A 26,960-nucleotide genomic window follows, 5' to 3' on the forward strand; every position below is an offset into this window, starting at 1 on the left:
AAAGCTACAAGGCTAACGAGTTAACCTTGTAGCTTTTCATCATTATATTAAGCACCGGCCATTAACGCTACCATCAATGCTTTTTGGGCATGAAGACGATTTTCTGCTTCTTGAAATACGACAGAATGAGAACCGTCTATAATAGCAGTAGCAACCTCTTCCTCACGATGTGCTGGTAAGCAATGCATAAATATATAATCTGACTTAGCATGCGTAAGGAGTTCCTCATTGACTTGATATGCAGCGAACAACTTTTCACGGGCTGCTTGCTCACTTTCTTGCCCCATACTCGCCCAGACATCCGTATAGATTACATCCGCATCTTTCACCGCTTCTTTTGGATCAGTCGTGATCGTAATTGAAGATTGGTTTGCAATAGCTTTCGCTTCTTTAACAATCGAGTCATCTGGTAAATAGCCTTCAGGTGCGGCAGTACTAAAATCCATTCCCATTTTCGCTGCACCTAGCATGAGTGAATGTGCCATATTGTTACCATCACCGATATATGCGATTTTTAGCCCAGCCAATGTTCCCTTCACTTCTTGTATCGTTTGTAAATCAGCTAACACCTGACAAGGATGATACAGATCAGTTAATCCATTCATTACCGGAATACTAGCATTTTTCGCTAATTCTTCTACATCTGATTGCGCAAACGTACGAATCATGATCCCATCTAAGTAACTAGACAACACTTTGGCAGTATCTGCTATGGTTTCTCCTCTACCTAGTTGAATATCACTAGAACTTAAAAATAACCCTGTTCCTCCAAGTTGATAAATTCCTGTTTCAAACGATACACGTGTTCGTGTAGATGATTTTTCAAAAATCAGTCCCAATACTTTTCCTTTTAATGGCTGATAGACTTCTCCTTTCTTTTGTTTCTGTTTTATTTCTTTTGCTAATTCTAATAGATACATAATCTCTTCTGGTTGATAGTTAGTAAGTGTTAAAAAATCTCTTCCGATAAGGTTTGATGATACATTATTTTGTTTAATCATCGTAATACGCCCTCCTTTTTGTTTACATTCTGTTTTTTTTGATACGCATGTATGGACTTAGGTGCTTCTAATGTTTGTGTCATTACTTGTACATACGCCCGTAATGTCTGATTTGCTGTTAAGCAGATTGCACCTGCTTGTAAAGTACTTTCACGCAATTTCTTACTTAATTTGTCAAGCTTCGTACTGCATACTACGGAAAAAGTTTCTTGATTATTTGATGCAATAGCCGTTTGTATGGATGCTACCTGATCAACTTCCACTCCTTTTTCTAATAAAAGAGTCGCCGTCTCATCATCAGCCACAATTTTTCCCGTAATTGTTTGCAAAACATTTGCCAATTCTTCTTCCACTTGCTCCAATGATACATATATAGCACTATCGTCTGTTATTGGTTGGAAGAACTCTTTTTTCCATCCGAATGCTTTTGTTAATGCGGCTACTACAGTAGAGCCAATCCCAATGGCTTCTCCAGTTGATTTCATTTCTGGTGCTAAAATCGGATCTAACCCTGGTAATTTATTGGTTGAAAAAACTGGCATCTTCACCGCATAAAATGGGACATCTTGATGCAATCCAAGATTCCATTGTTGTTGATTAAGTTTCTCTCCCATTTGGACACGTGTTGCCAAGTCAATCATCGGTACACCTGTCACCTTACTCGCAATAGGTACAGTTCGAGAGGCTCTAGGATTTACTTCTAAACAATAAATCGTTTGTCGATCTGCACTAATTACAAATTGGATATTCATGATCCCTTTCACCTCTAAAGCAGCAGAAATTTTTTGAGTATAAGCCTCAATTATCTCCTTTTCTGCTTTAGAAAGACTTGGTGCAGGAAAAATAGCAATACTATCTCCAGAATGAACACCAGCCTTTTCAACATGCTCAAAAATTCCAGGTATGATAATATCTTCCCCATCACATACTGCGTCCACTTCCACTTCAGACCCTTGAATAAACCGATCAATTAACAGGGGAAAAATATGCTGATAGCTAGTGGTTTGTTTTAATTGCGTTAAATATGTGATAAGTTCCTCTTCATTATGAAGAATGACCATTCCTTGGCCACCAATGACATAAGATGGGCGAAGTAAAATAGGATAACCAATGTTTTCGGCAACATGCTGTGCATCTGCTGTCGACATCACGGTATCACCCGGAATATGTGGGATGTCTAATTTTTTTAGTAATTGATAGAACTGATCTCTGTCTTCTGTAGCCTCTATGACATGCAAGTCTGTACCTGTTATGGCAATCCCTTGTTCTACTAAATCATTTGCTAGCTTTATAGCTGTTTGGCCACCAAACTGAACAAGTACGCCATCTGCTTGTTCTTTTTTTACGATTTGTATGACATCTTCTGCCGTCAACGGTTCAAAATAGAGATGATCAGCTGTATTAAAATCCGTGCTTACTGTTTCTGGATTGTTATTAACAACAATTGCTGCAATTCCTTGTTCCCTTAATGACATGGACGCATGTACAGAACAGTAATCAAATTCTACCCCTTGACCAATTCGAATTGGTCCTGAGCCAAGTACAACCATGCGTCGCTTCTCTGTTAAGGACTCCACTTCATCTCGTTCATTCCATGAGCTATAAAAATATGGGGTATCAGCCGCAAACTCAGCAGCACATGTATCTACCATTTTATATGCCGGTACAATTGACTCTTGTTCTAAGCGAACTTGAATATCTTTATCGGAAACAGCCCAAATAGATGCTAACGTTTTATTTGATATGCCATAATGCTTTGCCTTCTTTAAATCTTCTTTAGAAACCTCTAGCCAACTATTTTGTTTTAAGCTTTGCTCCATTTCTATCATAGCTGCAATTTCATGTAAGAAATATTTCGTGATTGCTGTAATTTCATGTAATTGTTCGATCGTGTAGCCTCGACGAATTGCTTCACCAACAACAAATAAACGCTCATCGGTTGGATTAACTAATGCTTGATTAATAGATTCATTGCTCCAACTTTCTAATGCAGGTAGTTCTAAGGAATCCAAACCAATTTCAAGTGAACGAATTGCTTTATTTAGTGCTGTTGGAAAATTTCTTGCTAACGCCATCACTTCTCCAGTCGCCTTCATTTGTGTTCCTAGTAAACGATCCGCTTGATAGAATTTATCGAATGGCCAACGTGGTATTTTTACTGCAATATAATCAATAGCTGGTTCAAAACTAGCATAGGTATCTCCTGTGATAGGGTTTAGTACTTCATCTAAGTGATAACCAAGTGCTACTTTTGCTGCAATTCTTGCAATGGGATACCCTGTTGCTTTAGACGCCAATGCACTTGATCTACTGACTCGAGGATTTACTTCAATAATAATATACTCGTTACTTAATGGATTTAAAGCAAATTGAATATTACAACCACCAATCACACCAAGCTCTCGAATGACTTTTACAGAGGATGATCGTAACATTTGATATTGATTATCTGTTAACGTTTGTGAGGGTGCAACAACAATACTATCACCAGTATGTACGCCAACCGGATCAACGTTTTCCATATTACAAACAATTACACATGTGTCATTTGCATCACGCATCACTTCATATTCTACTTCTTTCCACCCTTTTACACTTTGTTCAATCAATACTTGACTGATTGGACTAGCATGCATCCCTTGCTTAACAATTTGCTTTAAATCAGAGGCATTATTTGCAATGCCACCACCAGCGCCACCCAGTGTATAAGCTGGACGAACAATGATTGGATAACCAACTTTCTCAGCAAACGTTAGTGCATGATCGATCGAACTTGTAGACACACTTTCTGCTATCGGTTCATTAATCTCTTTCATCATTGATTTAAATATTTCACGATCTTCTCCTTTTTGAATCGTCTCTAATGGTGTGCCTAATAATGTCACATCGTGTTTTTCTAGCACACCTGCTTCTGTTAATTCCATTGCTAAATTTAATCCAGTTTGTCCGCCTAATGTAGGTAATAAGCCATCTGGTTTTTCCTTTACAATAATATGTTGAAGGGATTCTAAAGTTAAAGGCTCTAAATAAACAGTATCTGCAATATTTTCATCAGTCATAATCGTTGCTGGATTATTATTAACAAGAATGACTTCAACACCTTCTTCTTTCAGCGCAAGGCAAGCCTGTGTACCGGCATAATCAAACTCGGCTGCTTGCCCAATAACAATGGGACCTGAACCAATGACTAATACCTTCTTAATCTGCTCAAGCTTAGGCATGTTGTTTCACTCCTTTTTCACTTAGCCGCTTAACAAAATGCACAAAGATTTCATGTGTATCTCTCGGGCCTGGATGTGCTTCTGGATGGAACTGTACTGTTGTAATATCCATATGCCTATGTTTTAACCCTTCGACCGATTGATCATTTACATTTCGATGCGAAATAATCCAATCTGTGTTGTCAATAGAAGCATCATCCACAACATAGCCGTGATTTTGTGAAGTAATCACTACTTTCCCTGTTAATAAATCTTTTACTGGGTGATTACTTCCTCGATGACCATATGGAAGTCGTTTCGTTGTAGCACCAAACGCTAATGCAATGAGTTGATGACCTAAACAAATGCCTAAAGTAGGATAGATTTGTACCACTTGTTTTAGTGTCTGTAATTGCTCTTGTACATTTGTTGGATCACCTGGACCATTCGAAAGAATCACCCCATCAGGATCGATACGTTTAATAGAAGCGAAGGAAGTATCATAAGGAACAACTGTGACATCACAGCCTAAATGTAACAATGATTCTGTAATCGAGTGTTTATATCCAAAATCAATCACAACAACATGGACTTTTTGATGAGAAGAAGGAGATTGCAAAGCATGATATTGTTGCATAGATGGAACAGAAACCTGTTTTACAAGGTTAGGATTCACCTTGCAATTTTTTGGTTTATCGGCTTGATTTGTTGTTATCTTCCCGTATACTTCTCCATACTCACGAATGATTCGAGTTAATGCACGAGTATCTATTTCCTGTAACGTTGGGATGTTGTATTTGGTTACCATGTCTTTAATAGAATAAGCGGATTGATAATGATCTGGTGTATTACAAGCTGTTCCGATGATTAAACCAGCCAATGATGGGCAATAGCTTTCTTTCGTTGTATCATTACAACCATAGTTTCCGATTAATGGATAAGTGAGTGTAACAATTTGTCCTGCATAAGAAGGGTCTGTTAACACTTCTTGATAACCAGTCATGGCTGTATTAAAGACCATTTCACCTTCTTGTTTTATTGGTTTTCCAAGAAATTTCCCCTCCAATACATCCCCTGTATTTAAAATCAGATAACCTGTTTGCTTTGTCATCTTTTATCCCTCCATTCACTTATGCATAATTATACTAATAAACTAATAAATATACATTTTTTCTTAAAAGAAAACTAGCATGATGCTAGTTTTCTATTGTCTATACTGGACACTCAAATTTTTTAATTTAAAACAGATCTGTTACTTATTTAGTGATAACTTTTGCAGGATGGTTAATTTCTCTTTTAACCAGATTTTATTTGTCTCAAACAGTTCGTCAGCCTGTTTGAATTGTTCTTCTACGCGATTTTTAGCGGTTCCTCCTGCTACATTTCGAGCATTGACAACCGATTTTGGTGCTAGCACTTCATAGATATCTGCTTCAACTTCATCTGAAAATTGTTGAAATTCAGCTAATGTTAAATCAAGCAAATATTTTTCTTGTTCGATACTGTATAGTACGGTTTGCCCAACAACAGCGTGTGCTTCCCGAAAGGGGATGTTTTTTCCAACTAAATAATCAGCTAAGTCGGTTGCGTTGGAATAATCCTTTGCAACGGCTTCGTACATATTTTCTTTTTTTACTTCCATTGTTTCAATCATCGGCGCAAACAATGCTAGCGCGCCTTTCAATGTTTCCACCGTATCAAACATACCTTCTTTGTCTTCTTGCATATCTTTATTATAAGCAAGTGGCAGTCCTTTTAAAGTTGTTAACATACCCATCAAATGACCAACGACACGTCCTGTCTTTCCACGCACTAATTCCGGTACATCTGGATTTTTCTTTTGAGGCATCATACTACTTCCTGTACAGAAAGCATCATCTAATTCGATAAAATCAAACTCAGCACTAGACCATTGTACAAGTTCTTCAGATAATCGAGATAAATGTGTAGTAATTAAGGAAGCATCGGCTAAAAATTCAACAACAAAATCACGATCACTTACCGAATCTAAGCTATTTTCAGTGACACCATCAAAAGCTAATGTATCGGCTACATCATGACGATCAATTGCAAAAGACGTACCAGCTAAAGCACCTGCTCCTAAGGGAGAACGATTGATTCGTTTCCAACTATCAATGATACGTTCTATGTCACGTTGAAACATAAACACATATGCCATCATATGGTGTGCAAATAAAACAGGCTGTGCTCGTTGTAAATGGGTATACCCTGGTAATACAGTATCTAAATTATTTTGGGCTTGCTTATATAAAGCTTCTTGTACATTTACTAATAACTGATTGATTGTTACTACAGCATCACGTAAATACAACCGCATATCGAGTGCTACCTGGTCATTTCTACTTCGCCCCGTATGCAATTTCCCACCAACAGGCCCTACTTCATCAATGAGCAGTTTTTCTATATTCATATGAATATCTTCGTTCTCTTCTGTTAATTCCGCTTCTTCATTCGCAATTTTATCTGCAACTACCTTTAAACCTTTAGCAATTGTATCCGCATCTGCTTGTGAGATAATATTGCATTTTGCAAGCATAGCAACATGGGCGAGACTACCTTGAATATCGAAAGCGGCTAGCTTTTGGTCAAATCGAATGGATGCTGTATATTCATCTACTAATTGATTGGTAGGTTTGGTAAACCGTCCGCCCCATAATTTCATTGCTTGATCGCTTCCTTTACATCTATCGTTGTTTTTGTAATAACAGCTTTCTTATCTTGTTGTGCACCTGTTACTGTTTCATGTACCTGTGTTGGTAATCCCCAAAGTTTAATAAATCCTAAGGCTGCTTCATGATCAAATGCATCACCTTTTGTGTAAGTTGCAAGGTCCATATCATATAACGAATGTGTTGATTCACGGCCTACCACTTGTGCATGGCCTTTATATAATTTTACTTTTACCGTTCCTGATACATACGTTTGTGTGTCTTTAATAAAAGCCTGTAATGCACTAGTAAGTGGGGAATACCATAAGCCATCATAAATTGTTTGTGCTAATTTATGTTCAATAGTTGGCTTAAATTGTGCCACCTCTCTAGGTAATGTCAATGCTTCAAGTTCTTGGTGTGCCGCAATCAATGTTAATGCAGCTGGCGCTTCATAAATTTCACGTGATTTAATACCAACTAATCTGTTTTCAACATGATCAATACGTCCAACACCATGTTTCCCCGCCATTTTGTTTAGTTGTAAAATTAACTCATCTAGCGGTAGCTCTTTACCATTAATAGCTACGGGCTTCCCCTTGTCAAAAGAAATTTGAATCGTTTCTGGTGTATCTGGGGCATCAACTGGATCTGTAGTTAAATCGAATGCATCCTTTGGTGCTTCTGCCCAAGGATCTTCTAAAATACCACATTCATTACTACGTCCCCATAAATTTTCATCTACACTATAAGGGCTATCTAATCCGACAGGGACGGGTATACCATTTTTCTCTGCATATGCAATTTCTTCATCTCTTGTCATCTTCCACTCACGAACTGGTGCAACGATCTTCAATGATGGATTGAGTGCAGTAAACGCAACATCAAACCGAACTTGATCATTTCCCTTCCCTGTACAGCCATGTGCTACTGCAACTGCTCCTTCTTTTTCCGCAATATCAACTAATATTTTAGCAATTAATGGACGTGATAGCGCAGAAATAAGCGGATACTTTTGTTCATATAATAAGTTTGCTTGTAAAGCTGGTAGCACGTAATCTTCTGAGAATAATGCTTTCGCATCAACAGAATAAGATTTAATCGCACCAACGTCCAAGGCCTTCTTTTTTACAAATTCTAAATCTTTGCCTTCTCCTACATCTAAGCCTACTGCAATCACATCATAATTGTATTGATCTTGAAGCCACTTAATTGCTACCGATGTATCTAACCCGCCAGAGTATGCTAATACTACTTTTTCCTTCGCCATGTATAACCTCTCCTAACAATTTATTTATTTCTTTAAATACGTTTCATTTGTTTGTATGAATTATTATGCACCATTCAGTATATTAATTCAAGTGATTTTTAAGAATTTTTTAAATGTTTTTTATTATTTTTACAATAAAAATAATCTATTTAAAATATAAATAGTTATATCAGACAAGAAATTAAATATGCATGATTATTTAATATTTATACACTGTTGCAACCTTTTGTAAGTCCATGACGACTATAATAATAAGAAAACGTTTTTCTACCAAAAAAAGGAGGTTAATGACATGTATAAAAAACTCGGATTGATGTTGGTATTGTTGTTAATGTTTATACTCTTCGGTTGTAGTAGTAATGATAAAATGGAAAGTACATCGCAAGGAGCGAATGATTCAACGGAAATGATGACAGAGGATTCTTCAATAGGTGAGGAACTACCTTCTAACTCAGAGGACGAAGCCGCAAATCAATCAAATGAACGAGTCGAGCAAAAAGGTAATGAAGCTATTCCTGAAGGAGCGAAGGCAGATCGTAAAATTATCTATCATGCCAATTTAGACTTAGAAGTAACAGATTTTCAAGGTGCAATGGACCAGTTGGAAAAAGAAATTAATGGCACAGGCGGTTATATTGTTACTTCAGAGTCATACCAGGTAGATAATGAACAAAAAGAAGGAACGATTACTGCAAGAATTCCACAAGAGCAATTTGATAGCTTTATTCGCTTGGTAGAAACAGGTGACATGAAGGTATTACAAAAAAGTGTATCTGGTGAAGATGTGACCGAACAATATGTCGATCTAGAATCAAGATTGAAATCCAAACAAGTCGTTGAAGAAAGACTACTATCCTTTATGGAAAAAGCAGAAAAAACAGAAGATCTATTAAAAATTTCTAATGACCTTGCTGAGGTACAAGAGGAAATCGAGCAAATCACTGGAAGAATGAACTATTTAGAAAATAAATCAGATCTTGCTACGGTAACTATGCATATCCGAGAAAACCGGGTAGATATTGTTAAAGATGAAGACTTGAATACTTGGGAAAAAGTAAAAGAACAATTGAAGAAAAGTATAAACTTCTTGTTATCGGCCGGATCAGGACTGATAGTATTTTTAGTCGGTAATTTACCAGTTCTTCTTATTATTACGATTGCTGTCGGGTTTGGCTATTTTGTATGGAAACGCCAAAGAAATAACAGGAATGAATAAAGTAAATTATATTACTCCCACTCTTATGCAGTACATAGAGTGGGATTTTGCTTGTAATCGATTAAGTGCTAAACTATTTCAAACATCAAAACTAAATACGCTAAGAGCTATTCTAATCAAATATTGTTTGCTTTGACGGATTTTTCATAAAGTCAAACATCATCTTAATTTGTGCTTCGGTATTACGCTTTAATGATAGATTCGGTAAATGACTTTCTTGAAAAAATTGCACATCATTTGTTTCTACGCCGGTTCGCGCGTGTCCATCTACTATGTCACAATAGATAAACAGTTTATAAAAATGAAAAGGATCTGGTGGGTGGCCATGTTTATTTTTATCTAACACAGCTATTAGTTTTCTAGGCTCAACAATTAGACCAGCTTCTTCTTCGACCTCTTTTCTTAAATTCTCGGATGCGGATAATCCAATATCACAGAAACCACCCGGTAAAGCCCATGCATCATCAGATTTTTCTTTCACTAATAATAGTTGATTATGCTTAAACACAGCTGCACGGACATCTACTTTGGGAGTCGGATAGCCTGTCTCATTAGTAAATAAATCAGTAATCTTGTCTGTTTTCACCCCTGTATATGCGTGTAAAATCTCGACACTTAAATCGCTTAATTCTTGATACCGTTCTTGGTCGAACACATCTTTGGAAAAAGTTAACCCCGCTTGAGCAATTGCTTGCATCCTTTTTGCCCAATCTAACCATTTTTCACTCATTCTAACACCTCTCTACTAACTTTTTGGAGAATCATCATCCCAACCATAAGCTACTTCTATTAATTGTTTACCACCAATCGTTATTTCTTCTTCATCCACCTTTTTCCCACCAATTCCTTGGTAAAAACCTACGGAAGGATTGTCTGCTAATACCCAAAGGAGTACACCATTTAATTGTTGTTCTTTTAGATTTGTTGTTACACGTTGAATTAGCGCTTTTCCGATTCCTTTGTTTTGATACGATTGTAGTATATAGATCGCGTAAATTTCTGCTTGATAACGTGGATAATCTCCTGTACGTTCTTTTCCTCCATTAGCAAAACCGACAATTTGACCGCAATCGTTCTCTGCTACGTAAACCTTTGCTCCGCTAGCAAGTATCTTTTGCCAAAGTGTTTCCTTTTCAACATATGATAATTGATCTAAATAAGAATGAGGAACAATATGATGATACGTCTCACGCCAACTGTCCACGTGAACCTTTGCAATTGCGGCGTAATCCTCTGTTGAGGCAACTCTGATTTTCATTTCATAGCCTCCCTTCCATTGTTAGTTCGTTTTTTCGCTGATATATTCCTGCGAGCGCTGATATATTCCTGCGAGCGCTGATATATTCCTGCGAGCGCTGATATATTCCTGCGAGCGCTGATATATTCCTGCGAGCGCTGATATATTCCTGCGAGCGCTGATATATTCCTGCGCGATCATCTCCCAAAACCGGAGATGATCATTTTTCATCAAAAAATCACCACTTACTGATATGAAAAAAGATCAAATCGCTTCTTGATTTGATCTCCCTGTATTATTACTAGTCACCCAGCACTGTATTCTTAAGCTGATTATTACGATCGTGTCGTTCCATTGCGAACGTAATTAAACGATCGATTAATTCTGGATACGGTATGCCACTTATATCCCATAATCTTGGATACATACTGATCTTAGTAAATCCTGGAAGCGTATTGACCTCATTAACAACTAGTTCACCATTTTCTTGTAAGAAAAAGTCCACACGAGCCATGCCTTCACAATCCAATGTCTGGAATACATCTACTGCCGCTTGTTGTACTTTTTTGGTTAACGCTTCAGACAAATCAGCTGGTGCAGCAAGCTCTGCCCCTGTTTCATCAATATATTTTGATTCATAGGAATAAAAATCTGTCTGTGGTAAAATTTCCCCTGGCAATGAAGCGATTGGATCTTCATTTCCAAGAACCGCACATTCAATTTCACGCCCAATAATCGCTTCTTCTACTAGCACTTTATGGTCATATTGAAACGCATCTTTCATGCCTTGGTAGAATTCTTTCTCATCACGTACTTTACTAACACCAACAGACGAACCTTGATTTGCTGGTTTAATAAACATCGGTAATCCTAACGCTGCTTTGACTTCTTCAAAATTCAGCTCCTCTTGCTTACTTTTTCTAAAAGTCACTCCTTTAGCAACCGCGATTCCCGCTCCTTGCAGCAAACGTTTCGCAACATCTTTATCCATACTTACAGCAGAACCTAATACATCTGTTCCCACAAATGGAAGATTAGCTATGCGCATCATGCCTTGAATACTACCATCTTCGCCAAGTGTCCCGTGTACAATTGGAAAAACCACATCTACTTGGTCAAGCGGATTTGTGTTGGACACATTTACTAACTGCGCCTCTGCTTCACCAGGAACAACCGCCACCTGTTGGTTACTTTTGTTCAATTGAATTAACTTTGGATTCTCTTCATGTAATAAATAAGAGGATGGATCATTGATGTGCCATTTCCCTTGTTTATCTATTCCTAACAATACCACTTCATATTTTGATTGATCGATTGCATCAACGATATTCTTTGCTGATTGGAGCGAAACCTCATGTTCAGCAGATTTACCACCGAAAACAATTCCAACTTTAATTTTTGCCATTTTTTTGCTCCTTCTTTCTAAACATACTTTACACGTCACTTATATTTAAGATACCATATTGAAGCTTGTTTTGAGAAAGGTTTTTCTCGAAAAATCATCTGCATTATGAGTGGCGTGTGAGAATCTGCTCGGTAAGTAGCATGGAACAGCCATACAATAATAATGCACAAATCATACTTACACTAGGTGAAAATGGCATGATCATTTCTAGCCAATCAGATGTTCCGTAGGTTGTTCTTTCTAGATAACCATATTGCGTTTGTTGTTTAGCAAATCGATCAGCATTAAATTCAACAAAAATCCACATTGCAAGCCAAACAAATAACAATACATCAACAGCCAACTTTTTTTGAAAGAAATAGAATAGTGGTAAACTAATACTTAAAACAAACAATACAATAGCAAATGTGAAAACGAAATCTTGTATTCTAAATAGAAAGACAAATGCAGAAGCCCCTTTTCCTCTAGAAACAGTTGCCCACATGTTCATAAATTTTAGAAATGTCATAAATAGAACAACAGAAATAAGCAAAAAAGCGTATCGACTGTAAACAATCTTTCTTGTACTTATAGGTAAGCTCTTAATAAAAATATTGATCTGGTTGTTTCTATCTTCTCTAAATATAGAAAAACAAAACAGTACAATAAAAACCGTAACCGTTAGGACAGTCTGCCCTACAGCACCAAAGAAAAATATAGCAGCGAACATCCCTAAAAATACTTTATAAATAATCGATAAGTCTTTCCGCCATAACATCATGATTGTTTGCAAATAAATAACCTCCTATCATTAAAGCACTACTTTTTTCTCCACTAGTTGTCTTGAACATACAAAAGATACAACAAACGCAACGAAGCAAGAAATACTAAAACCAATAAGTTTCTCTTGATTTTGCGCAAAATAATCTACTGGAAAATCCCCACCTGGATTGGCTAAGATAAATGTTGTAAATAAAACAAGTTGTGAAACAAAGAAAGCGATTCTAGCTTCGATTGTTTCTGGTTTAAAACGAAAAAATAAAGGAATAAAGATGCTTGCTAGCATGACAATAAATAACACGTAAACAAACACATGTGATCCAATCTCTTGTAACGTAAATCGGTCGGATGAAAAAATATGCAGTAATTCATATCCACCCCACATTAATAAACCTACTAAAGTAATATAGAGTAAAATAAACACATAATAGAGGAGTACATAAGCCAATCTTGAAATCGGTAAGCTTAAGACAAATCGTTGGATGTGAAACCTCTCCTGCCTTTCTGCAACCGAATAAAACATGAGTAAGTTTACAAACAATAGCAAAACATATGGTGATATATTTAAATAATGCAAAACGAAAAACAGTAAGATGTTTAGCAAAAAGAAAGGTATATAAGCTTTCCAGTACAGACCGATCACTAACTGAAAATATTTCACGGCTACCACGCCCCCTTTTTACCTTTCATCAAATACATCATATCTTCTAGTGATGGTTTTTCAACTACCATCTCTTGATTGCCCGAAGCAAGCGGCGTACTATCCCCTTGAAATAAACCCGTAAATCCTTGCCCTGTTTCACGCAATCCTAAAAACGCATCACGTCCAATGGCAGTAAGTTGTTCTTTCGTCCCTTTTATTAAATGAAACTCCTCTTCTATCTCTGCCATACTTTTTTGTAGTTTAATCCGTCCATTATCGATAAATACAATGTAATCAGCTAACCGATCCAAGTCGTTGGTAATGTGTGTCGAAAAGAAGATTGTTCGCTGCGAATCAAGCATAAGTTCCTGTAACAAATCCATCAGTTCTCTCCTGAACACGGGATCTAATCCTGCTGTTGGTTCATCCATAATAAGTAGTTCTGGGTCATGTGCTAATGCAAAAAGTAATGACGTTTTCATCTTCATCCCTTTTGAAAATGTTTTTAATTTTTGCTTCATCGGCAATTCAAATGCCCTACGATAACGTTCAAACAGCGAATCATCCCATGACTCATATAATGGCGCAATGAATTTATGCATATGGCTAATGGTGAAATTGTCATACATATACAATTCATCATAAACGAATCCAATTCGCTGCTTCATTTCTGGATTTGTGTTTGATGACCCAAAGACTTCAATTTCGCCTTGTTTCGGTCGAATCACATCCATTATCATTTGAATGGTTGTTGTCTTTCCGCTACCATTTTGACCAATAAATCCAGTAACATAGCCTTTTGGTATGGAAAAATTCAAATCTTCTATTCGAAATTGACCCAATCGATTCGAAACATTCCTCACTTCAATAACATCCATTTGGAAGCCCCCATTCTATTAATCAAAAAATAAATGAATTCGTTCAATCATTGCTTGCTTCGTTAAGCCGATTTGTTGTGCTCTTTCAACGATCTGTTCTAAATCATTTTCTAGTTCGCGTATTTGTCGTTCTTTTAAAACATGTGGTTGCTGGCCTGCTACAAAGGTTCCTTTTCCTACAGAAGAAACCAGAAATCTTTCTTTTTCTAAATCTTCATAAGCACGCTTTGTTGTAATAACACTTACTTGCAACTGTTTAGCAAGCAACCTTATCGAAGGAAGCGCCTCTCCTTCTTTTAATTCTCCTTGATAAATCTGTTTTTTAATTTGTTCTTTTATTTGTTGAAATAACGGTTCTTTACTGGTGTTAGACAGCAGGATATGCATACGTATCACCTCACTGTTTATATTGTATATATAGTATATGTACAATATAAACAACTGTGATATATTTGTCAATATAAAACAAATAAAAAAACAGTTCAGTATTATTTACTGAACTGTTCGACGATCTCGCCGTTTATTAAGCTAATTGCATCGTTGTGATACAAGTATTGTCTCCTTCAAATGTAGAAATGCTTGCAGTTGTTTGTTTTCCGTCATAACTTATCGTTACATCATAATCTTTATTTCGTGGTAACCATAGATCAATAAAACCATTTGCTTGTGATTGTATCGTTTTATCTACAATCGTATTCCCCTCGGCATCTTCAATATAAATAGCAAATGACGCATTTGCTAATTCACCTTGGCAACCTGTTAAACTATGAACTGCACATGGATGTGTTGCATGAACATAAGGAGCAATAGAAACAAAAAATTCATCACTTGGAAGTTGATACGTTGTTTCGTTATTATTACTATTCTTAACAATTAATTGCTCTGAGTTAATAGATGCAGCTTCCCTAGTCGTTTGATTACTACTATAATCTGCTACTAATTCTTTTACATTCACCTGTTCCGTTGCTTCGTTTTCCCCCTCTGTATTCATGTATATATAAACGCTTATGCCGATGACAAAAATTGCTGCAATAAACAAGCTCGTTCGAATTCGTCTCATTTCAATCTCCTTTCTTGGATTAACTATAAGTTTATTATTCTCTTCATTCTTCCTTTTTATTCTATCATTTTATGTAGTAGCATACTGTGACAACTTTTAAAAAAATAAAATTGTAATATAACTGAAATAGACTACCTGCTTATAACACACTACCTACCTTATAAGAGAAACAATAGGCTACTTAATTGACAACGCTTACTTTTGGTGGGATAATACAGCATTACACAGATAAGAGGAGCTGATTTTCAAATGAGTCTACGTATTGCCTTACTTCAAACAGATATTGTATTTGGTGATCCAGAAGGGAATAAAAAGAAGATGGAACAGTACTTCAAATATATCAATTCAGATGTTGATATTGTCGTTCTCCCTGAATTATGGACTACTGGATACGATTTAAATCGACTAGATGAAATTGCTGATACGAATGCCCAAGATTCCATTGCGTTTTTAACACAATTAGCTAAACATTATCATGTAAATATTGTTGGTGGTTCTGTAGCAAAACGTACGCCAGAAGGGGTAACCAATACCATGTTGGTTATTAATCGAAAAGGAGAATTTGTTTCGGAATATGAAAAAGCCCACCTTTTTCGCTTAATGAATGAAGAAAAGTTTTTAATAGAGGGGAATCATACTGGCTTATTTACATTAGAAAATGAACCAAGTGCTGGTGTAATTTGCTACGATATCCGCTTTCCAGAATGGATTCGCACAAACATGGTTGATGGAGCAAAAATGCTTTTTGTCGTTGCTCAATGGCCATTGGTGAGGATTGATCATTGGAAGACTTTATTAACGGCCCGTGCGATAGAAAATCAGTGCTATGTAATAGCTTGTAATAGAGTTGGAGAAGATCCAAATAATACATTTGGTGGACATTCAATGTTCATTAATCCATGGGGAGAAGTAATCAGAGAAGCTAGCACAGAAGAGGAAATGCTACGATGTTCCATTAATTTAACAGATGTGGATAACATTCGTAAAACGATCCCCGTTTTTGATGATCGCCGCCCAGATATCTATCAATAATGGGACACGGGGCCTGACCCCCTGTCCCATTCTCATTAAAGGCTGGCGATTTCTTCTTTTGGTTTTCGCATAAGTGACATAATTCCTGCAGCAAGATAAAATATTCCTGTGAATATACTTATTCCTACGGGCAATATCGTTACAACTGCAACAGATACAATGAACAGGATCCCTGCTGCTTTTGGTTTTTTATTTCCTTTAAGGAATACTATCGCTACAATACCAGCAATCATTGCAGCTAAGGAAACAACAATTAAAATAACCGCTCCAGCTCCCATTGATTCAATAAATGTTTGAAAATCTGGTAGTGCTACTTCTGGATTTTGTTCGACCATATCTGTATAAATCTCTTCAATTGTCTCTGGATTTTTTCTCATCAAAAGCATTGAACCGCCCAGAATTGCGGCAATACCATAAATAAGCGTTCCAATAATCCCTAATATAATCTCTACTGTTCGTTTCATCTTAAAACTCTCCTTTTTTTATTGTCCTGCAATATCTCTTCTTGTAAATGACCACTAAGTAACTACGATGAACAGTATATAATATACCAATAATCTAGTGTTAGAGAAAGTCAAACTCATTCTTTTTTTCTAGACTACAGCCAAGACTAAATATACTTACGGATATAATGAATTAATTGTTTCATTTTTAATAAAGATAAGGCTTTTAGACTATTTAATTTATAAAATTATCAGCTGCTATCATTTGTAATAGCAACCATCATTCCACACCATAGTTTCTCCTTGCAGCATGGTTAGTTGAGCCAACTCCCCTACCAAAGGATAGGGAATGGCGAATAGCGGCATGAACAAATTCTTTTGCTAATCGTACCGACTCTTCCATGTCTCTTCCTTTAGCTAATTCAGCTGCAATTGCAGAAGAGTAACTACAGCCAGCCCCACTTGTATGAATCGTACGCACTCTTGGCTTTTCATAATAGTTAAACCGCTCCCCATCAAACAACACATCAATCGCTTGGTCTTTCAACGCACCACCTTTGATTAATACGTAGCTTGGTCCTAATTTGAAAAGCTCTTTGGCCGCTTTCTCCATATCTACTACGCTACGAATCATCGTTTTTCTATTTAATAATTTCCCTGCTTCATGTAAATTTGGTGTAATAATCGTTGCTAAAGGTATTAATTTTTCCTTTAAGACTACAATCGCATCATCTGCTAAAAGCTGCGAACCCATTTTACCGATCATCACCGGATCTACTACGATCTGTTTTGTAGGACAATCTTGTAACCAAGTAGCAATCTCCTCAATGAGTTCTTTTGAAAAAAGCATTCCTGTTTTAATCGTGTCGACACCGACATGTTCCAAAGCTGCTTCATATTGCGCCTTTACCATTTCTTTATCATGGATAAAAATTCCTTGTGTTGTTTTACTGTTATTAGCTACAATTGCTGTAATTGCAGCCATGCCATATACATCACACTCTTGAAAAGTCTTTAAATCCGCTTGAATCCCTGCACTTCCTTGCGCAGCGGATCCTGCAATACTTAATACGCGTGCTTTCATGTTAAATCCTTCCTTCCCGTTGCATTACCAGATGGCTAAAGAGACAAAAAACCAAATGATCATCATCAGTTGAATGAACACTTTTGCAGCAACGCCACCTAAAAAGCCAAATAATGACCCTATCGCAGCTCGAATCGCTTCTTTACCTGTTCGTTTTTGCATCAATTCAATCAAAATAACCACCACAAATGGAACAATTAAGATACCAAATGGCGGAACAATAAATGAACCAACAATCACAGCTACACCAGCTGCTCGCTCTCCCCATTTACTGCCACCATATCTTTTAACAAAATAGCCATTTGCAAAAACATCTGAGACAATTAGTATAATCGTCAAGACAGCCATTGATGTCCAAAATATCCAATTAAAATCTGAATTGAAAGTGAAATAATACAAGAAAAAGCCTATCCACAAAACGAGTGGCGAAGGAATGATCGGATAGATTATTCCAACAAAGCTCAAAATAAAACTTGCAATAATTAACATCCAAATAATGATATCCACCATATACACTCCCCCTTCGCTAGTTTGAAGTAGAAAATGGAGTTGTCGATAACGACAACTCCATCCTTACTAACCTGAAAATTTAGTTTTCTGCTAATTTATCAGCGAATGCTTTGACATAAGGTGGTAAATCTGGTGGACGACGACTAGAAATAATATGTCCATCAACAATTACCGCTTCATCATGCCACGTTGCCCCAGCATTGGTCATGTCATCTTTGATGCCTGGTGTACTCGTTACTTGTTTCCCTTGTAGAATGTTAGCTGAAATTAATACCCAACCAGCATGACAGATTTGACCAATTGGCTTCTTCATCTTATCCATATGTTTTATGAAGTCAATCACTTCTTGGTATCTTCTCAATTTATCTGGTGCCCAACCACCTGGTACAAGGATCCCATCATAGGATGACACATCTACATCTGTAAAAGCTTTATCCGATGTTGCTGGCACGCCATATTTTCCATTATAGGTTTTATTTGCTTCTTTTCCTACTAAATCTACCGTTGTTCCTTCCTCACGTAGACGAAGTACAGGATACCAAAGCTCTAAATCTTCAAAATCATCTTCTACTAATGCAATAATTTTTTTATTAGCAAGACGCATGTAACCCCTCCTTTGTTTAACTTAACAACCTATACTGTTATTCTTTCCCCAAAGAAAAACCTTCAAACAATCTGCCGCCATATGGTGCTAACACTTCATCAACTAAATCGATCAGCGGCTTTTTTTCTCCCTTTTTATAAAAGCTTTCTAATGCATGGATATAACGTTCAGCAAAGCCTTGATCATACCGTTTTAATTCTCGATAAATCCACTTCGATTCTCCAACCCATTGGTCATTTATTCGCAAATAAAATTCATGTAATGTAGCTGCTAAACTTAGCACAATACAAATCGCTTCTTGTCGCGTTGTCGCCCCAATAAAATCATCAACAAGATCAGTTAATGTATAACGCTGTATCTTGATCGTTTGATCTGACCATACTGCTGGTCCATTTGCAATGATTTGTTGCGCTTCTGTTTGCATCACCGATACGATGCCATTATCTCGAATAATACTCCCTTCTGCAACCATCCGAGGTAAATGAGGTGTACCACTAGCTGCATCCATTGCGAAAAAAGAAGAATAGGAAGTTGTGGTGTGCACAAACAATTCGATCGGCCATCCGAAAGCTACCAGTGATTCACGATAACTATGGTCCATTGTATCATCTATAATGACGATATCTAAATCAGAAGTACTTGTTGCTTCTTTGCGCACGACACTCCCTGCTAAAATTGCTGCACTACAATTCGGAAAATAGTGTTCTACAAAAAGTACTGCTGTTTCAAATGCTGATTTTCTCTCCACATTTAGTCACCCTTTTGATATGCTTTAAGCATGATTTGGGTTATTTTATGCAGTGGAGTAGGTAAATTTTCCATTGAAAAATAACAAAGTGCCTCACTTTCCCCATCATTCATCTGTAATTCTCCTGACACATCATTCGTTTTAAACAGTGAGATAACATGATACACTTGGTCTCCATTCGGGTATTTATCATATAAATGATCCCCTGATAGCAATTTGATAAAGGTTAACTGATTTGCATGCAAACCAGTTTCCTCCAATAATTCTCTTTTGGCTGTCTGTTCCAAGTTTTCACCAATTTCCATCGCGCCACCTGGTAATCCCCAATCATGCGTATCTGAGCGAAGCTGAAGTAATACTTCCTGTTTATCATTAAATACCATCACTCCAGCACCCGCCATGATTAACGGTTTTGTACCAACATATTTACGAAGATCAAGAATATAATTTTCCATCAGAGTTTTTTCCTGCTGTGGTAGCCATTCTGCTGCCAACATGCTATAAATGGCATGATCCACAAAACATCCATCTATTCTTTCTGCCTGTCTCAACCTACCTTCATATGTAAATCCTAGCCTTTCCGGAATCGCCCGGCTATTCTGATTGTATATTGCTGCGCGAATTTCTACACGATTCATTGCTAGTTCTTTAAATGCATAAGTTGTCAGACCGTAAACAACTCGGGTCATAATCCCTTTCCCTTGATAACGTTCCCCAAGCCAATAGCCAATATGAGCCGTCTTATTTGTCCAATCAAAGGAATTAAAACCAGCTACTCCAACGATTTGACCTTGAAAAATAATAGCTGTGTTTAATGACTTGTTATCTGCATACCCTTTAATCGTCGCATGTATAAAATCTATTGTATCTTGTACGCTTTTCGTTACATCTACCCACGGCAACCACTTCCTCAAATAAGTTCGTGATTGATCAGTTAAATAAAAGATTGCTTCTGCATCTGATTGCTCCAACTGTTTCAAATATATTTCCTCATCAATGGTATAGTTGAACATTGTATGTATTCCTCCTCTCTCTTTCACGATAGCATATCGCTATAAAACTGGATAGAAAAATACAACTTTACTTTAGGTATACCATATATTTGTGAAAATTTCACACGCAATATCGTAAAGGTTTTTAATAACATTCCTAAAAATTTTTATTAAAAAGCATTGACTTAAATATAATTATCAGTAAAATGATATTGAGAATCAATATCATTTAAGAGATTACATAGGGGGATTTAAATTGAATAAAAATCGTTTGTTACTCGGACTAGTATTATTACTAACTGCTGTCCTTGTTTTATCTGCATGTGGAGAGAAAGAACAGAAAGATAATTCAGCGGAAGGTAACCAGAATGCAGAAAGTGGCGTTGTAAACTTGTACACTAGTCGTCACTATGATTCTGATAATGAACTTTTTGCAACATTTACAGAACAAACAGGTATCAAAGTAAATGTAGTACAAGGTGACTCTGATGAATTAATTGAGCGCCTAAATCGTGAAGGCGAAGCAACAGAGGCCGATCTATTCTTTACTGCTGATGCAGGCCGTTTGTTCCGCGCCAAAGAAGCAGGCCTATTACAATCAGTAGAAAGTACAACCATTAGCAATAACATTCCTGAAAATCTTCGTGATGCAGATAATCAATGGTTTGGTCTAACGAAACGTGCTCGTGTAATGGTATATGCGAAAGACCGTGTAGATGAATCAGAGCTCTCAACTTATGAAGCACTAACGGATGATAAATGGCAGGGGAAAGTACTCATTCGTTCTTCTGAAAATATTTATAACCAATCACTTCTAGCCTCTTTCATTGAATTAAATGGAGCAGATGCTGCGAAAGAATGGGCAAATGGTATCGTTGAAAACATGGCTCGTAAACCACAAGGTGGAGATAGAGATCAAGCGAAAGGTATTGCAGCTGGAGAAGGGGATATTGCAGTTATCAACACCTACTATTTCGGAAAGATGTTACATTCTGAAGATCCAGAGGAAGTAAAAGTTGCTGAAGGGCTATCGCTTTTCTTCCCTAATCAAGAAACAACAGGAACGCATGTTAACGTTAGTGGTCTTGGTGTAACAAAGCACGCAAAAAACAAAGACAATGCTATAAAGTTGATCGAATTCCTATCTAGTGAAGAAGCTCAAGCACGTTTTGCTGAAGCAAACTACGAGTATCCAGTTAATCCAAATGCAGAAGTATCTGATTTACTTAAATCTTGGGGTAAATTTAAAGAACAAGACATTAATTTAACTAAGCTTGGTGAAAACAACGCTGAAGCAGTGATGATTTTTAATGAAGTTGGTTGGAAATAAAAAATATATGTTCACACAGACTGTCTCATCCATTAACATAGGGTGGGGCAATCTGTTTTATTCGTGAAAGATTTGCTTGCAATATTCGACTGACACGACTAAACTTTACAAGAAAAAATATATGTTTAACTTAGATTGCAAGGGTGTGTCTACCATCAAACGAATTCAAAAACTATTTATTCATATTAATGGTTGGTCTATGTTAACGTTCCTATTCGTTCTCATTGTCCTCCTACCAAACTTAACTATTCTTCTCCAACTTTTTTCTGAACCAAATCAAAATTGGGAACACATAAAAACGTATATGTTGCAAGAATACTTAGTTACTACTTTTATCATGTTAGCTTGCCTTGGGGTTCTTACAATCGTTATTGGTGTAAGTCTAGCATGGCTTGTTTCTGCATACGATTTCCCAATGAAACGATTCCTAAAATGGGGACTAATCTTACCATTGGCTATTCCACCTTATATAGGTGCCTATACTTACCATGGTCTATTAAATTACACCGGAATCATTCAAACAACGTTGCGTGATTTGTTTGCGATTCAAGTAAATCAAAAGTATTTCGACATTATGAACATACCGGGAGCTATTTTTATTTTTACGATGTTTTTATTTCCCTATGTATTTATGATCACACGTGCGTTTCTTGCAAAACAATCTGCTTCGATTATTGAAAATGCGAGATTACTAGGTAGTAGTTCATTTGAAATCTTTTTTCGCATTGTTATACCGATTTCTCGTGTAGCAATAGTTGGCGGCGTGAGTCTTGTTATTTTAGAATTTTTAAATGATTACGGTGTTGTTAAATACTTTGGCATTCAAACGCTCAGTACTGCTATCTTTCAAACGTGGTTTGGATTAGGCGACCTCGAATCGGCAATAAAATTAGCTGGTACGTTAATGGCAATCGTTCTTTTTCTTCTAATAATAGAAAAAATATTGCGCGGTAGAAAAAAATATAGTTCAACAACTACGAAGATGCGCCCTCTTCAGCCAATAAAATTAACTGGATGGAAAGCAGGAATAACTCTTTTTTACTGTGGAGGTATTTTTACATTTGCTTTTTTAATACCTTTTGCACAGTTGGTCATATGGGTATTTATGGCTTATGATGCAGTTCCTTATCAGGAATTTCTTAAAATAATTAAAAACTCCATTTTTGTAGCAAGCGTCGGTTCCATTGCAATTGTAATCATTGCTTTAGTAATTGGTAACTTTACAAGGTTAAATAATGGGTTGTTTTCCAAAATTTCGGAAAAGTTTGTTATTCTCGGTTATTCCATACCTGGTGCAGTAATTGCCATTGGGGTTTTGACAATATTTATTGGTTTGGATAAATTCCTTCGTTCCTTTTATGATTTACTCGGTATCAATCAAACATTAACTTTAAGTACTAGTCTTTTATTGTTATGCTTTGCATATGTCATTCGCTTTTTAGCAATTGGTTACAACTCCATTGAAGCTGGGTATGCAAAACATGGAAACCATTATACTGAAGCATCGAGAATGTTAGGAATGACGATGACACAAACATTTTTCAAAGTGGATTTAAAATTAATAAAAAGCGCCGTATTTAGTGCATTCATCTTATCTTGGGTTGAAATTATTAAAGAATTACCTTTGACGTTAATACTTAGGCCATTTAATTTTGAAACATTGGCTACCAAGGCGTTCCAATATGCCGGAAATGAAATGATCCAAGAAGCGGCAATACCTTCTATTATTATCGTTGTAATCAGTGGTATTTTTATCTTTTTCTTACATTATATTATGGAAAAGGAGTAATCCTAATGTACATTCAAATTAAAGATCTATGTTTCACATATAAAAAAACAGAAAAGATAGCAGTCGATCACTTTTCTATTGATTTAAACAAGGGGGAAATCTTATCCATTCTCGGAGAAAGTGGCAGTGGAAAAAGTACAATCCTACGATTGCTAGCTGGTTTAGAAGTCCCTTCTAGCGGTTCCATTAAAGTAGACGATTTGTTTCTCTTCAGTAAAAGTGATTTTGTATTGCCTGAAAAGCGTGGGATTGGTATGGTCTTTCAAGATTATGCTTTATTTCCACATATGACAGTTGCCAAGAATATTACCTTTGGATTAAAAAAATGGGGGCGTAAACAAGTGCAACAACGATTAGAGGAAGTACTTGATTTAGTAAACTTATCTGATTATCAGAAACGCTATCCTCATGAACTGAGTGGTGGTCAACAGCAACGTGTAGCTTTAGCCAGGGCTTTAGCTCCTAATCCCGTGCTTTTGTTATTTGATGAACCTTTCAGTAATTTAGACGCAAATTTACAATATAAGATCAGAGAAGAATTAAGAGTAATTCTCAAAAAGACAGGAACAACTTCCATCTTTGTTACGCATGACGAAAATGATGCAAGAACTTTGGCTGATAAAATGGTGATTTTAAACGAAGGAAAAATGGTTAAATCGGGTAGACCCTGTGATATGCTAAGCCCACTTAATGAAAAAGTGCATGCTTAAAACTTTTTCATTAAGTGGGTAGGTGATGAAGTTGCTATTATACTATGAGCTTTTTCATACGTGTAATTGACTAGCCGCGCTAGCTGCATCTTCGGCTAAGCTAATAGCAGAAATGACAGATACACCATCAGCGCCAGCAGATCGAATAGAAGATACATGAGAAGCAGCAATGCCTCCAATTGCAACCATTGGTGTATCACCAATTATCCCTCTCATCTGTTGTAACCCCTTTAATCCAATAGGTGCCTTTGCATCTCTTTTTGTATCTGTAGCAAAAACAGGACCTGCACCAATATAATCTGCACCAGCTTTAGCGGCTTGTTCCGCTTCTATTACATTTGTTGCAGACACGCCAACAATAAATGAGTTTGGACAACGCTGTTTCACTTCATCAATAGAGGCATCCTCCTGCCCGACGTGTATCCCATCTGCTTTCACTTCAATAGCAAGGTCTACATCATCATTCACAATAAAAGGCACATGGTATTGTCCACATAATGCTTTCATTTTTTCTGCTAATAAGCGTTTGTCTTTGCCAGTTAATGCGCCGCTACCTTTTTCCCTAAATTGAAACATCGTAATGCCACCGTCTAGAGCAGCTTTTAAAACCGCTAATGGATCTTTATCACCAACATTATTACTACCCATAATAAAATACACAGCTAAATGTTCTCTTTGAAACATCGTTTATCCCTCACCTACAATATGATGCGTTATTCTTGCATCTGCAGAAACATCCACACTCGTCGTTGACGCTAGCGCATCTAGAAATGCAATCTGAAAACTACCTGGACCTTCGGCATTTTGAGCAGCTTTTTCTGCAGCTACATTATAAAACATAACAGCAGCGGTCGCCGTTTTGACTTTATCTTCACCTGTTGCTAGGAATGCAGCAACAACAGCACCTAGTAAACAACCGGTCCCTGTTACCTTTGTTAACATAGGCGTACCGTTAGATACTTCGAATAAGGATTTACCATCGGTAATCACATCTTTTTCTCCAGTGACCAATACAGGGATACCTAAGATTTGTTGGGCATGACGTGCAATGGATTGATTATCAAAAGAACCCGATGAATCTACTCCACGAACTTGTGCTTCCAATCCTGCTAATTGACTAACTTCACCGGCATTGCCACGGATCATCGTTACTTTTACTTCATTTAAAATTCGTGATGCTGCTTGATTTCGATATGGTGTTGCACCTACACCAACCGGATCAAAAATAACTGGAATACCTTTGTCGTTAGCAGCTCTTCCAGCCTCGATCATCGCATCGACTTGGTCACTCGTTAGTGTTCCAATGTTTAATAGTAATGCATCTGCATTTCTTGCCATATCCGCCGCTTCTTCGATTGCATTGGCCATTACAGGCGAAGCACCTAGTGCATATAATCCATTCGCCGTGAAATTGATGACCACTTGGTTTGTAATATTGTGAACCAATGGATTTTTTTTGCGAACAGCATTAATCATTGTTGTTAGACTCATTTTCATTTCCCCCTTGATTTGGTAATTCTTTTAAGCGATAACCCCAGTGATTTGTCGGACCATTTCCTTTCCCAATGTTTAATGGATAACGAATCGCAGCAGTGATAAATTGTTTTCCCATTTTTACTGCTTCCAAGGTTGATTTTCCTTTTGCAAGTTCAGCAGTAATGGCAGCAGAGAACGTACACCCTGTACCGTGTGTATGTTTCGTGTTCACTCGATCAGCCTCTAAAAAGTGAAATTGTCTATCATAAAATACATCAACTGCTTTTCCATCTAGATGACCACCTTTAACAACAGCAGAAGCAGCACCTAATTCCTCTACAATTACCTTTGCGGCTTTTTTCATATCTTCTATATTTTGAATCGTAAAGCCAACTAAAATCTCTGCTTCTGGTATATTTGGAGTGACGACCGTAGCTTTTGGTACTAATACATCACGAATGACTTGACGAGAACTTTCTTCCATTAATGCATCTCCACTAGTAGAAACCATTACTGGATCAATCACATACGGTATACTGTCTGTTGACACATAGTTTGCAATAAGCTCCATCATTTCAATCGTAGAGATCATACCTGTTTTAATGGCATGTGGTTTTATATCTTGAAAAACGGCATCTAATTGCCTTTCAATAAAATCAATTGGTAAATGATGCACGGCCTGTACCCCTTGAGTGTTTTGTGCAACAGCAGATGTTAATACGCTCATCCCATATACTTCGCGTTCTTGAAATGTCTTTAAATCGGCTTGAATGCCGGCACCACCTGTAGGATCGGTTCCTGCAATCGTTAATGCACTGACAATCTGAGTCATCATTATCCCCCTCCTTCATAATCGAATACATACAAATAAGAAAAACCACTCCCAAAAAATGGAGTGGTTGAA

General features: G+C 36.9%; 27 protein-coding genes. 5 read left to right on the plus strand and 22 right to left on the minus strand.

What is annotated here, in order from left to right; translation table 11 throughout:
- Positions 1-47 precede the first annotated feature (47 nt).
- The 5 genes from argF to BN1058_RS12875 form a co-directional block, all read right to left on the minus strand.
- Entirely contained in the window at positions 48-1,001 is a 954-nt protein-coding gene (gene argF / locus BN1058_RS12855; RefSeq protein WP_090858466.1) for an ornithine carbamoyltransferase, read from the minus strand.
- Positions 998-4,222, minus strand: coding sequence for a carbamoyl-phosphate synthase (glutamine-hydrolyzing) large subunit (carB, locus tag BN1058_RS12860; protein ID WP_090858469.1), 3,225 nt, complete (start codon positions 4,220-4,222; stop codon positions 998-1,000). Before carB ends, argF begins: the two co-directional genes overlap by 4 nt.
- Entirely contained in the window at positions 4,215-5,312 is a 1,098-nt protein-coding gene (locus BN1058_RS12865) for a carbamoyl phosphate synthase small subunit (protein ID WP_090858472.1), read from the minus strand. Before BN1058_RS12865 ends, carB begins: the two co-directional genes overlap by 8 nt.
- A gap of 141 nt (positions 5,313-5,453) precedes the next feature.
- Positions 5,454-6,884 (minus strand): argininosuccinate lyase, encoded by a 1,431-nt coding sequence (gene argH, locus BN1058_RS12870; RefSeq protein ID WP_090858475.1) that lies wholly within the window; start codon positions 6,882-6,884, stop codon positions 5,454-5,456.
- Positions 6,881-8,140 (minus strand): argininosuccinate synthase, encoded by a 1,260-nt coding sequence (locus tag BN1058_RS12875; protein ID WP_090858478.1) that lies wholly within the window; start codon positions 8,138-8,140, stop codon positions 6,881-6,883. The genes argH and BN1058_RS12875 overlap by 4 nt, the downstream gene beginning before the upstream one ends.
- 292 nt (positions 8,141-8,432) lie before the next feature.
- On the opposite strand from BN1058_RS12875, the gene BN1058_RS12880 reads away from it, so the two are divergent.
- A complete protein-coding gene (locus BN1058_RS12880; RefSeq protein ID WP_090858480.1) occupies positions 8,433-9,356 on the plus strand; it encodes a DUF4349 domain-containing protein in 924 nt (307 codons plus the stop codon).
- A gap of 112 nt (positions 9,357-9,468) precedes the next feature.
- Here BN1058_RS12880 and BN1058_RS12885 read toward each other — a convergent pair whose 3' ends face one another.
- The 8 genes from BN1058_RS12885 to BN1058_RS12920 form a co-directional block, all read right to left on the minus strand.
- The gene (locus BN1058_RS12885) at positions 9,469-10,086 is read right to left on the minus strand and encodes an NUDIX hydrolase (protein ID WP_090858482.1); all 618 of its coding nucleotides are present in this window, start codon (positions 10,084-10,086) and stop codon (positions 9,469-9,471) included.
- Positions 10,087-10,101: 15 nt separating this feature from the next.
- Positions 10,102-10,614, minus strand: a complete 513-nt coding sequence (locus BN1058_RS12890; RefSeq protein ID WP_090858485.1) for a GNAT family N-acetyltransferase — start codon at positions 10,612-10,614, stop codon at positions 10,102-10,104.
- Between the two features lie 280 nt (positions 10,615-10,894).
- Entirely contained in the window at positions 10,895-11,998 is a 1,104-nt protein-coding gene (gene ddlA / locus BN1058_RS12895; protein ID WP_090858488.1) for a D-alanine--D-alanine ligase, read from the minus strand.
- Between the two features lie 103 nt (positions 11,999-12,101).
- On the minus strand, positions 12,102-12,770 hold the full coding sequence (locus tag BN1058_RS12900) for an ABC-2 transporter permease (protein WP_090858491.1): 669 nt from the start codon (positions 12,768-12,770) through the stop codon (positions 12,102-12,104).
- Positions 12,771-12,788: 18 nt separating this feature from the next.
- Positions 12,789-13,418, minus strand: coding sequence for an ABC-2 transporter permease (locus tag BN1058_RS12905; protein ID WP_176694522.1), 630 nt, complete (start codon positions 13,416-13,418; stop codon positions 12,789-12,791).
- Positions 13,419-13,420: 2 nt separating this feature from the next.
- Positions 13,421-14,278, minus strand: coding sequence for an ABC transporter ATP-binding protein (locus tag BN1058_RS12910; protein ID WP_090858497.1), 858 nt, complete (start codon positions 14,276-14,278; stop codon positions 13,421-13,423).
- Positions 14,279-14,296: 18 nt separating this feature from the next.
- Complete coding sequence (locus BN1058_RS12915; protein ID WP_090858500.1) at positions 14,297-14,665, minus strand: GntR family transcriptional regulator; 369 nt, start codon at positions 14,663-14,665, stop codon at positions 14,297-14,299.
- A gap of 136 nt (positions 14,666-14,801) precedes the next feature.
- Positions 14,802-15,338 (minus strand): CueP family metal-binding protein, encoded by a 537-nt coding sequence (locus tag BN1058_RS12920; protein ID WP_176694523.1) that lies wholly within the window; start codon positions 15,336-15,338, stop codon positions 14,802-14,804.
- A 249-nt stretch (positions 15,339-15,587) separates the two neighbouring features.
- Between BN1058_RS12920 and BN1058_RS12925 the strand changes: the two genes are divergently transcribed.
- The gene (locus BN1058_RS12925) at positions 15,588-16,370 is read left to right on the plus strand and encodes a carbon-nitrogen family hydrolase (RefSeq protein WP_090858506.1); all 783 of its coding nucleotides are present in this window, start codon (positions 15,588-15,590) and stop codon (positions 16,368-16,370) included.
- A gap of 35 nt (positions 16,371-16,405) precedes the next feature.
- On the opposite strand, the gene BN1058_RS12930 is transcribed toward BN1058_RS12925, so the two are convergent.
- From BN1058_RS12930 to BN1058_RS14620, 6 genes are all read right to left on the minus strand, one after another.
- Positions 16,406-16,834: a DUF4064 domain-containing protein gene (locus tag BN1058_RS12930; RefSeq protein WP_090858514.1), complete on the minus strand. Its 429-nt coding sequence runs from the start codon at positions 16,832-16,834 to the stop codon at positions 16,406-16,408.
- A gap of 259 nt (positions 16,835-17,093) precedes the next feature.
- A complete protein-coding gene (thiD, locus tag BN1058_RS12935; protein WP_090858517.1) occupies positions 17,094-17,897 on the minus strand; it encodes a bifunctional hydroxymethylpyrimidine kinase/phosphomethylpyrimidine kinase in 804 nt (267 codons plus the stop codon).
- Between the two features lie 24 nt (positions 17,898-17,921).
- Entirely contained in the window at positions 17,922-18,407 is a 486-nt protein-coding gene (locus BN1058_RS12940; RefSeq protein WP_090858520.1) for a DUF456 domain-containing protein, read from the minus strand.
- 79 nt (positions 18,408-18,486) lie between these two features.
- The gene (locus BN1058_RS12945; protein ID WP_090858523.1) at positions 18,487-19,011 is read right to left on the minus strand and encodes a type 1 glutamine amidotransferase domain-containing protein; all 525 of its coding nucleotides are present in this window, start codon (positions 19,009-19,011) and stop codon (positions 18,487-18,489) included.
- Between the two features lie 37 nt (positions 19,012-19,048).
- On the minus strand, positions 19,049-19,759 hold the full coding sequence (locus BN1058_RS12950) for a nucleotidyltransferase domain-containing protein (RefSeq protein WP_090858526.1): 711 nt from the start codon (positions 19,757-19,759) through the stop codon (positions 19,049-19,051).
- A 2-nt stretch (positions 19,760-19,761) separates the two neighbouring features.
- Entirely contained in the window at positions 19,762-20,772 is a 1,011-nt protein-coding gene (locus BN1058_RS14620; RefSeq protein ID WP_090858529.1) for a GNAT family N-acetyltransferase, read from the minus strand.
- A gap of 235 nt (positions 20,773-21,007) precedes the next feature.
- On the opposite strand from BN1058_RS14620, the gene BN1058_RS12960 reads away from it, so the two are divergent.
- From BN1058_RS12960 to BN1058_RS12970, 3 genes are all read left to right on the plus strand, one after another.
- Positions 21,008-22,081 (plus strand): Fe(3+) ABC transporter substrate-binding protein, encoded by a 1,074-nt coding sequence (locus BN1058_RS12960; protein ID WP_255307079.1) that lies wholly within the window; start codon positions 21,008-21,010, stop codon positions 22,079-22,081.
- Positions 22,082-22,226: 145 nt separating this feature from the next.
- Entirely contained in the window at positions 22,227-23,870 is a 1,644-nt protein-coding gene (locus BN1058_RS12965) for an ABC transporter permease (RefSeq protein ID WP_369688262.1), read from the plus strand.
- Positions 23,871-23,875: 5 nt separating this feature from the next.
- Positions 23,876-24,580, plus strand: a complete 705-nt coding sequence (locus BN1058_RS12970; protein ID WP_090858535.1) for an ABC transporter ATP-binding protein — start codon at positions 23,876-23,878, stop codon at positions 24,578-24,580.
- 54 nt (positions 24,581-24,634) lie between these two features.
- Here BN1058_RS12970 and thiE read toward each other — a convergent pair whose 3' ends face one another.
- From thiE to thiD (BN1058_RS12985), 3 genes are read right to left on the minus strand one after another with little or no spacing between them, the layout of a single operon-like run.
- Positions 24,635-25,264, minus strand: a complete 630-nt coding sequence (gene thiE, locus BN1058_RS12975) for a thiamine phosphate synthase (RefSeq protein WP_090858537.1) — start codon at positions 25,262-25,264, stop codon at positions 24,635-24,637.
- A gap of 3 nt (positions 25,265-25,267) precedes the next feature.
- The gene (gene thiM / locus BN1058_RS12980; protein ID WP_090858540.1) at positions 25,268-26,077 is read right to left on the minus strand and encodes a hydroxyethylthiazole kinase; all 810 of its coding nucleotides are present in this window, start codon (positions 26,075-26,077) and stop codon (positions 25,268-25,270) included.
- A complete protein-coding gene (thiD, locus tag BN1058_RS12985; RefSeq protein WP_090859147.1) occupies positions 26,049-26,888 on the minus strand; it encodes a bifunctional hydroxymethylpyrimidine kinase/phosphomethylpyrimidine kinase in 840 nt (279 codons plus the stop codon). The genes thiM and thiD (BN1058_RS12985) overlap by 29 nt, the downstream gene beginning before the upstream one ends.
- Positions 26,889-26,960: the final 72 nt, after the last annotated feature.

This window comes from Paraliobacillus sp. PM-2 (assembly GCF_001368815.1).
In the GTDB taxonomy this organism is placed as follows: domain Bacteria; phylum Bacillota; class Bacilli; order Bacillales; family Amphibacillaceae; genus Paraliobacillus.

What these genes read in the sequence shown, in the direction of transcription:
- argF (WP_090858466.1), bottom strand. Translation starts at nt 1,001, where the DNA reads ATGATTAAACAAAATAATGTATCATCAAACCTTATCGGAAGAGATTTT.
- carB (WP_090858469.1), bottom strand. Translation starts at nt 4,222, where the DNA reads ATGCCTAAGCTTGAGCAGATTAAGAAGGTATTAGTCATTGGTTCAGGT.
- BN1058_RS12865 (WP_090858472.1), bottom strand. Translation starts at nt 5,312, where the DNA reads ATGACAAAGCAAACAGGTTATCTGATTTTAAATACAGGGGATGTATTG.
- argH (WP_090858475.1), bottom strand. Translation starts at nt 6,884, where the DNA reads ATGAAATTATGGGGCGGACGGTTTACCAAACCTACCAATCAATTAGTA.
- BN1058_RS12875 (WP_090858478.1), bottom strand. Translation starts at nt 8,140, where the DNA reads ATGGCGAAGGAAAAAGTAGTATTAGCATACTCTGGCGGGTTAGATACA.
- BN1058_RS12880 (WP_090858480.1), top strand. Translation starts at nt 8,433, where the DNA reads ATGTATAAAAAACTCGGATTGATGTTGGTATTGTTGTTAATGTTTATA.
- BN1058_RS12885 (WP_090858482.1), bottom strand. Translation starts at nt 10,086, where the DNA reads ATGAGTGAAAAATGGTTAGATTGGGCAAAAAGGATGCAAGCAATTGCT.
- BN1058_RS12890 (WP_090858485.1), bottom strand. Translation starts at nt 10,614, where the DNA reads ATGAAAATCAGAGTTGCCTCAACAGAGGATTACGCCGCAATTGCAAAG.
- ddlA (WP_090858488.1), bottom strand. Translation starts at nt 11,998, where the DNA reads ATGGCAAAAATTAAAGTTGGAATTGTTTTCGGTGGTAAATCTGCTGAA.
- BN1058_RS12910 (WP_090858497.1), bottom strand. Translation starts at nt 14,278, where the DNA reads ATGGATGTTATTGAAGTGAGGAATGTTTCGAATCGATTGGGTCAATTT.
- BN1058_RS12915 (WP_090858500.1), bottom strand. Translation starts at nt 14,665, where the DNA reads ATGCATATCCTGCTGTCTAACACCAGTAAAGAACCGTTATTTCAACAA.
- BN1058_RS12920 (WP_176694523.1), bottom strand. Translation starts at nt 15,338, where the DNA reads ATGAGACGAATTCGAACGAGCTTGTTTATTGCAGCAATTTTTGTCATC.
- BN1058_RS12925 (WP_090858506.1), top strand. Translation starts at nt 15,588, where the DNA reads ATGAGTCTACGTATTGCCTTACTTCAAACAGATATTGTATTTGGTGAT.
- BN1058_RS12930 (WP_090858514.1), bottom strand. Translation starts at nt 16,834, where the DNA reads ATGAAACGAACAGTAGAGATTATATTAGGGATTATTGGAACGCTTATT.
- thiD (WP_090858517.1), bottom strand. Translation starts at nt 17,897, where the DNA reads ATGAAAGCACGCGTATTAAGTATTGCAGGATCCGCTGCGCAAGGAAGT.
- BN1058_RS12940 (WP_090858520.1), bottom strand. Translation starts at nt 18,407, where the DNA reads ATGGTGGATATCATTATTTGGATGTTAATTATTGCAAGTTTTATTTTG.
- BN1058_RS12945 (WP_090858523.1), bottom strand. Translation starts at nt 19,011, where the DNA reads ATGCGTCTTGCTAATAAAAAAATTATTGCATTAGTAGAAGATGATTTT.
- BN1058_RS14620 (WP_090858529.1), bottom strand. Translation starts at nt 20,772, where the DNA reads ATGTTCAACTATACCATTGATGAGGAAATATATTTGAAACAGTTGGAG.
- BN1058_RS12970 (WP_090858535.1), top strand. Translation starts at nt 23,876, where the DNA reads ATGTACATTCAAATTAAAGATCTATGTTTCACATATAAAAAAACAGAA.
- thiE (WP_090858537.1), bottom strand. Translation starts at nt 25,264, where the DNA reads ATGTTTCAAAGAGAACATTTAGCTGTGTATTTTATTATGGGTAGTAAT.
- thiM (WP_090858540.1), bottom strand. Translation starts at nt 26,077, where the DNA reads ATGAAAATGAGTCTAACAACAATGATTAATGCTGTTCGCAAAAAAAAT.
- thiD (WP_090859147.1), bottom strand. Translation starts at nt 26,888, where the DNA reads ATGACTCAGATTGTCAGTGCATTAACGATTGCAGGAACCGATCCTACA.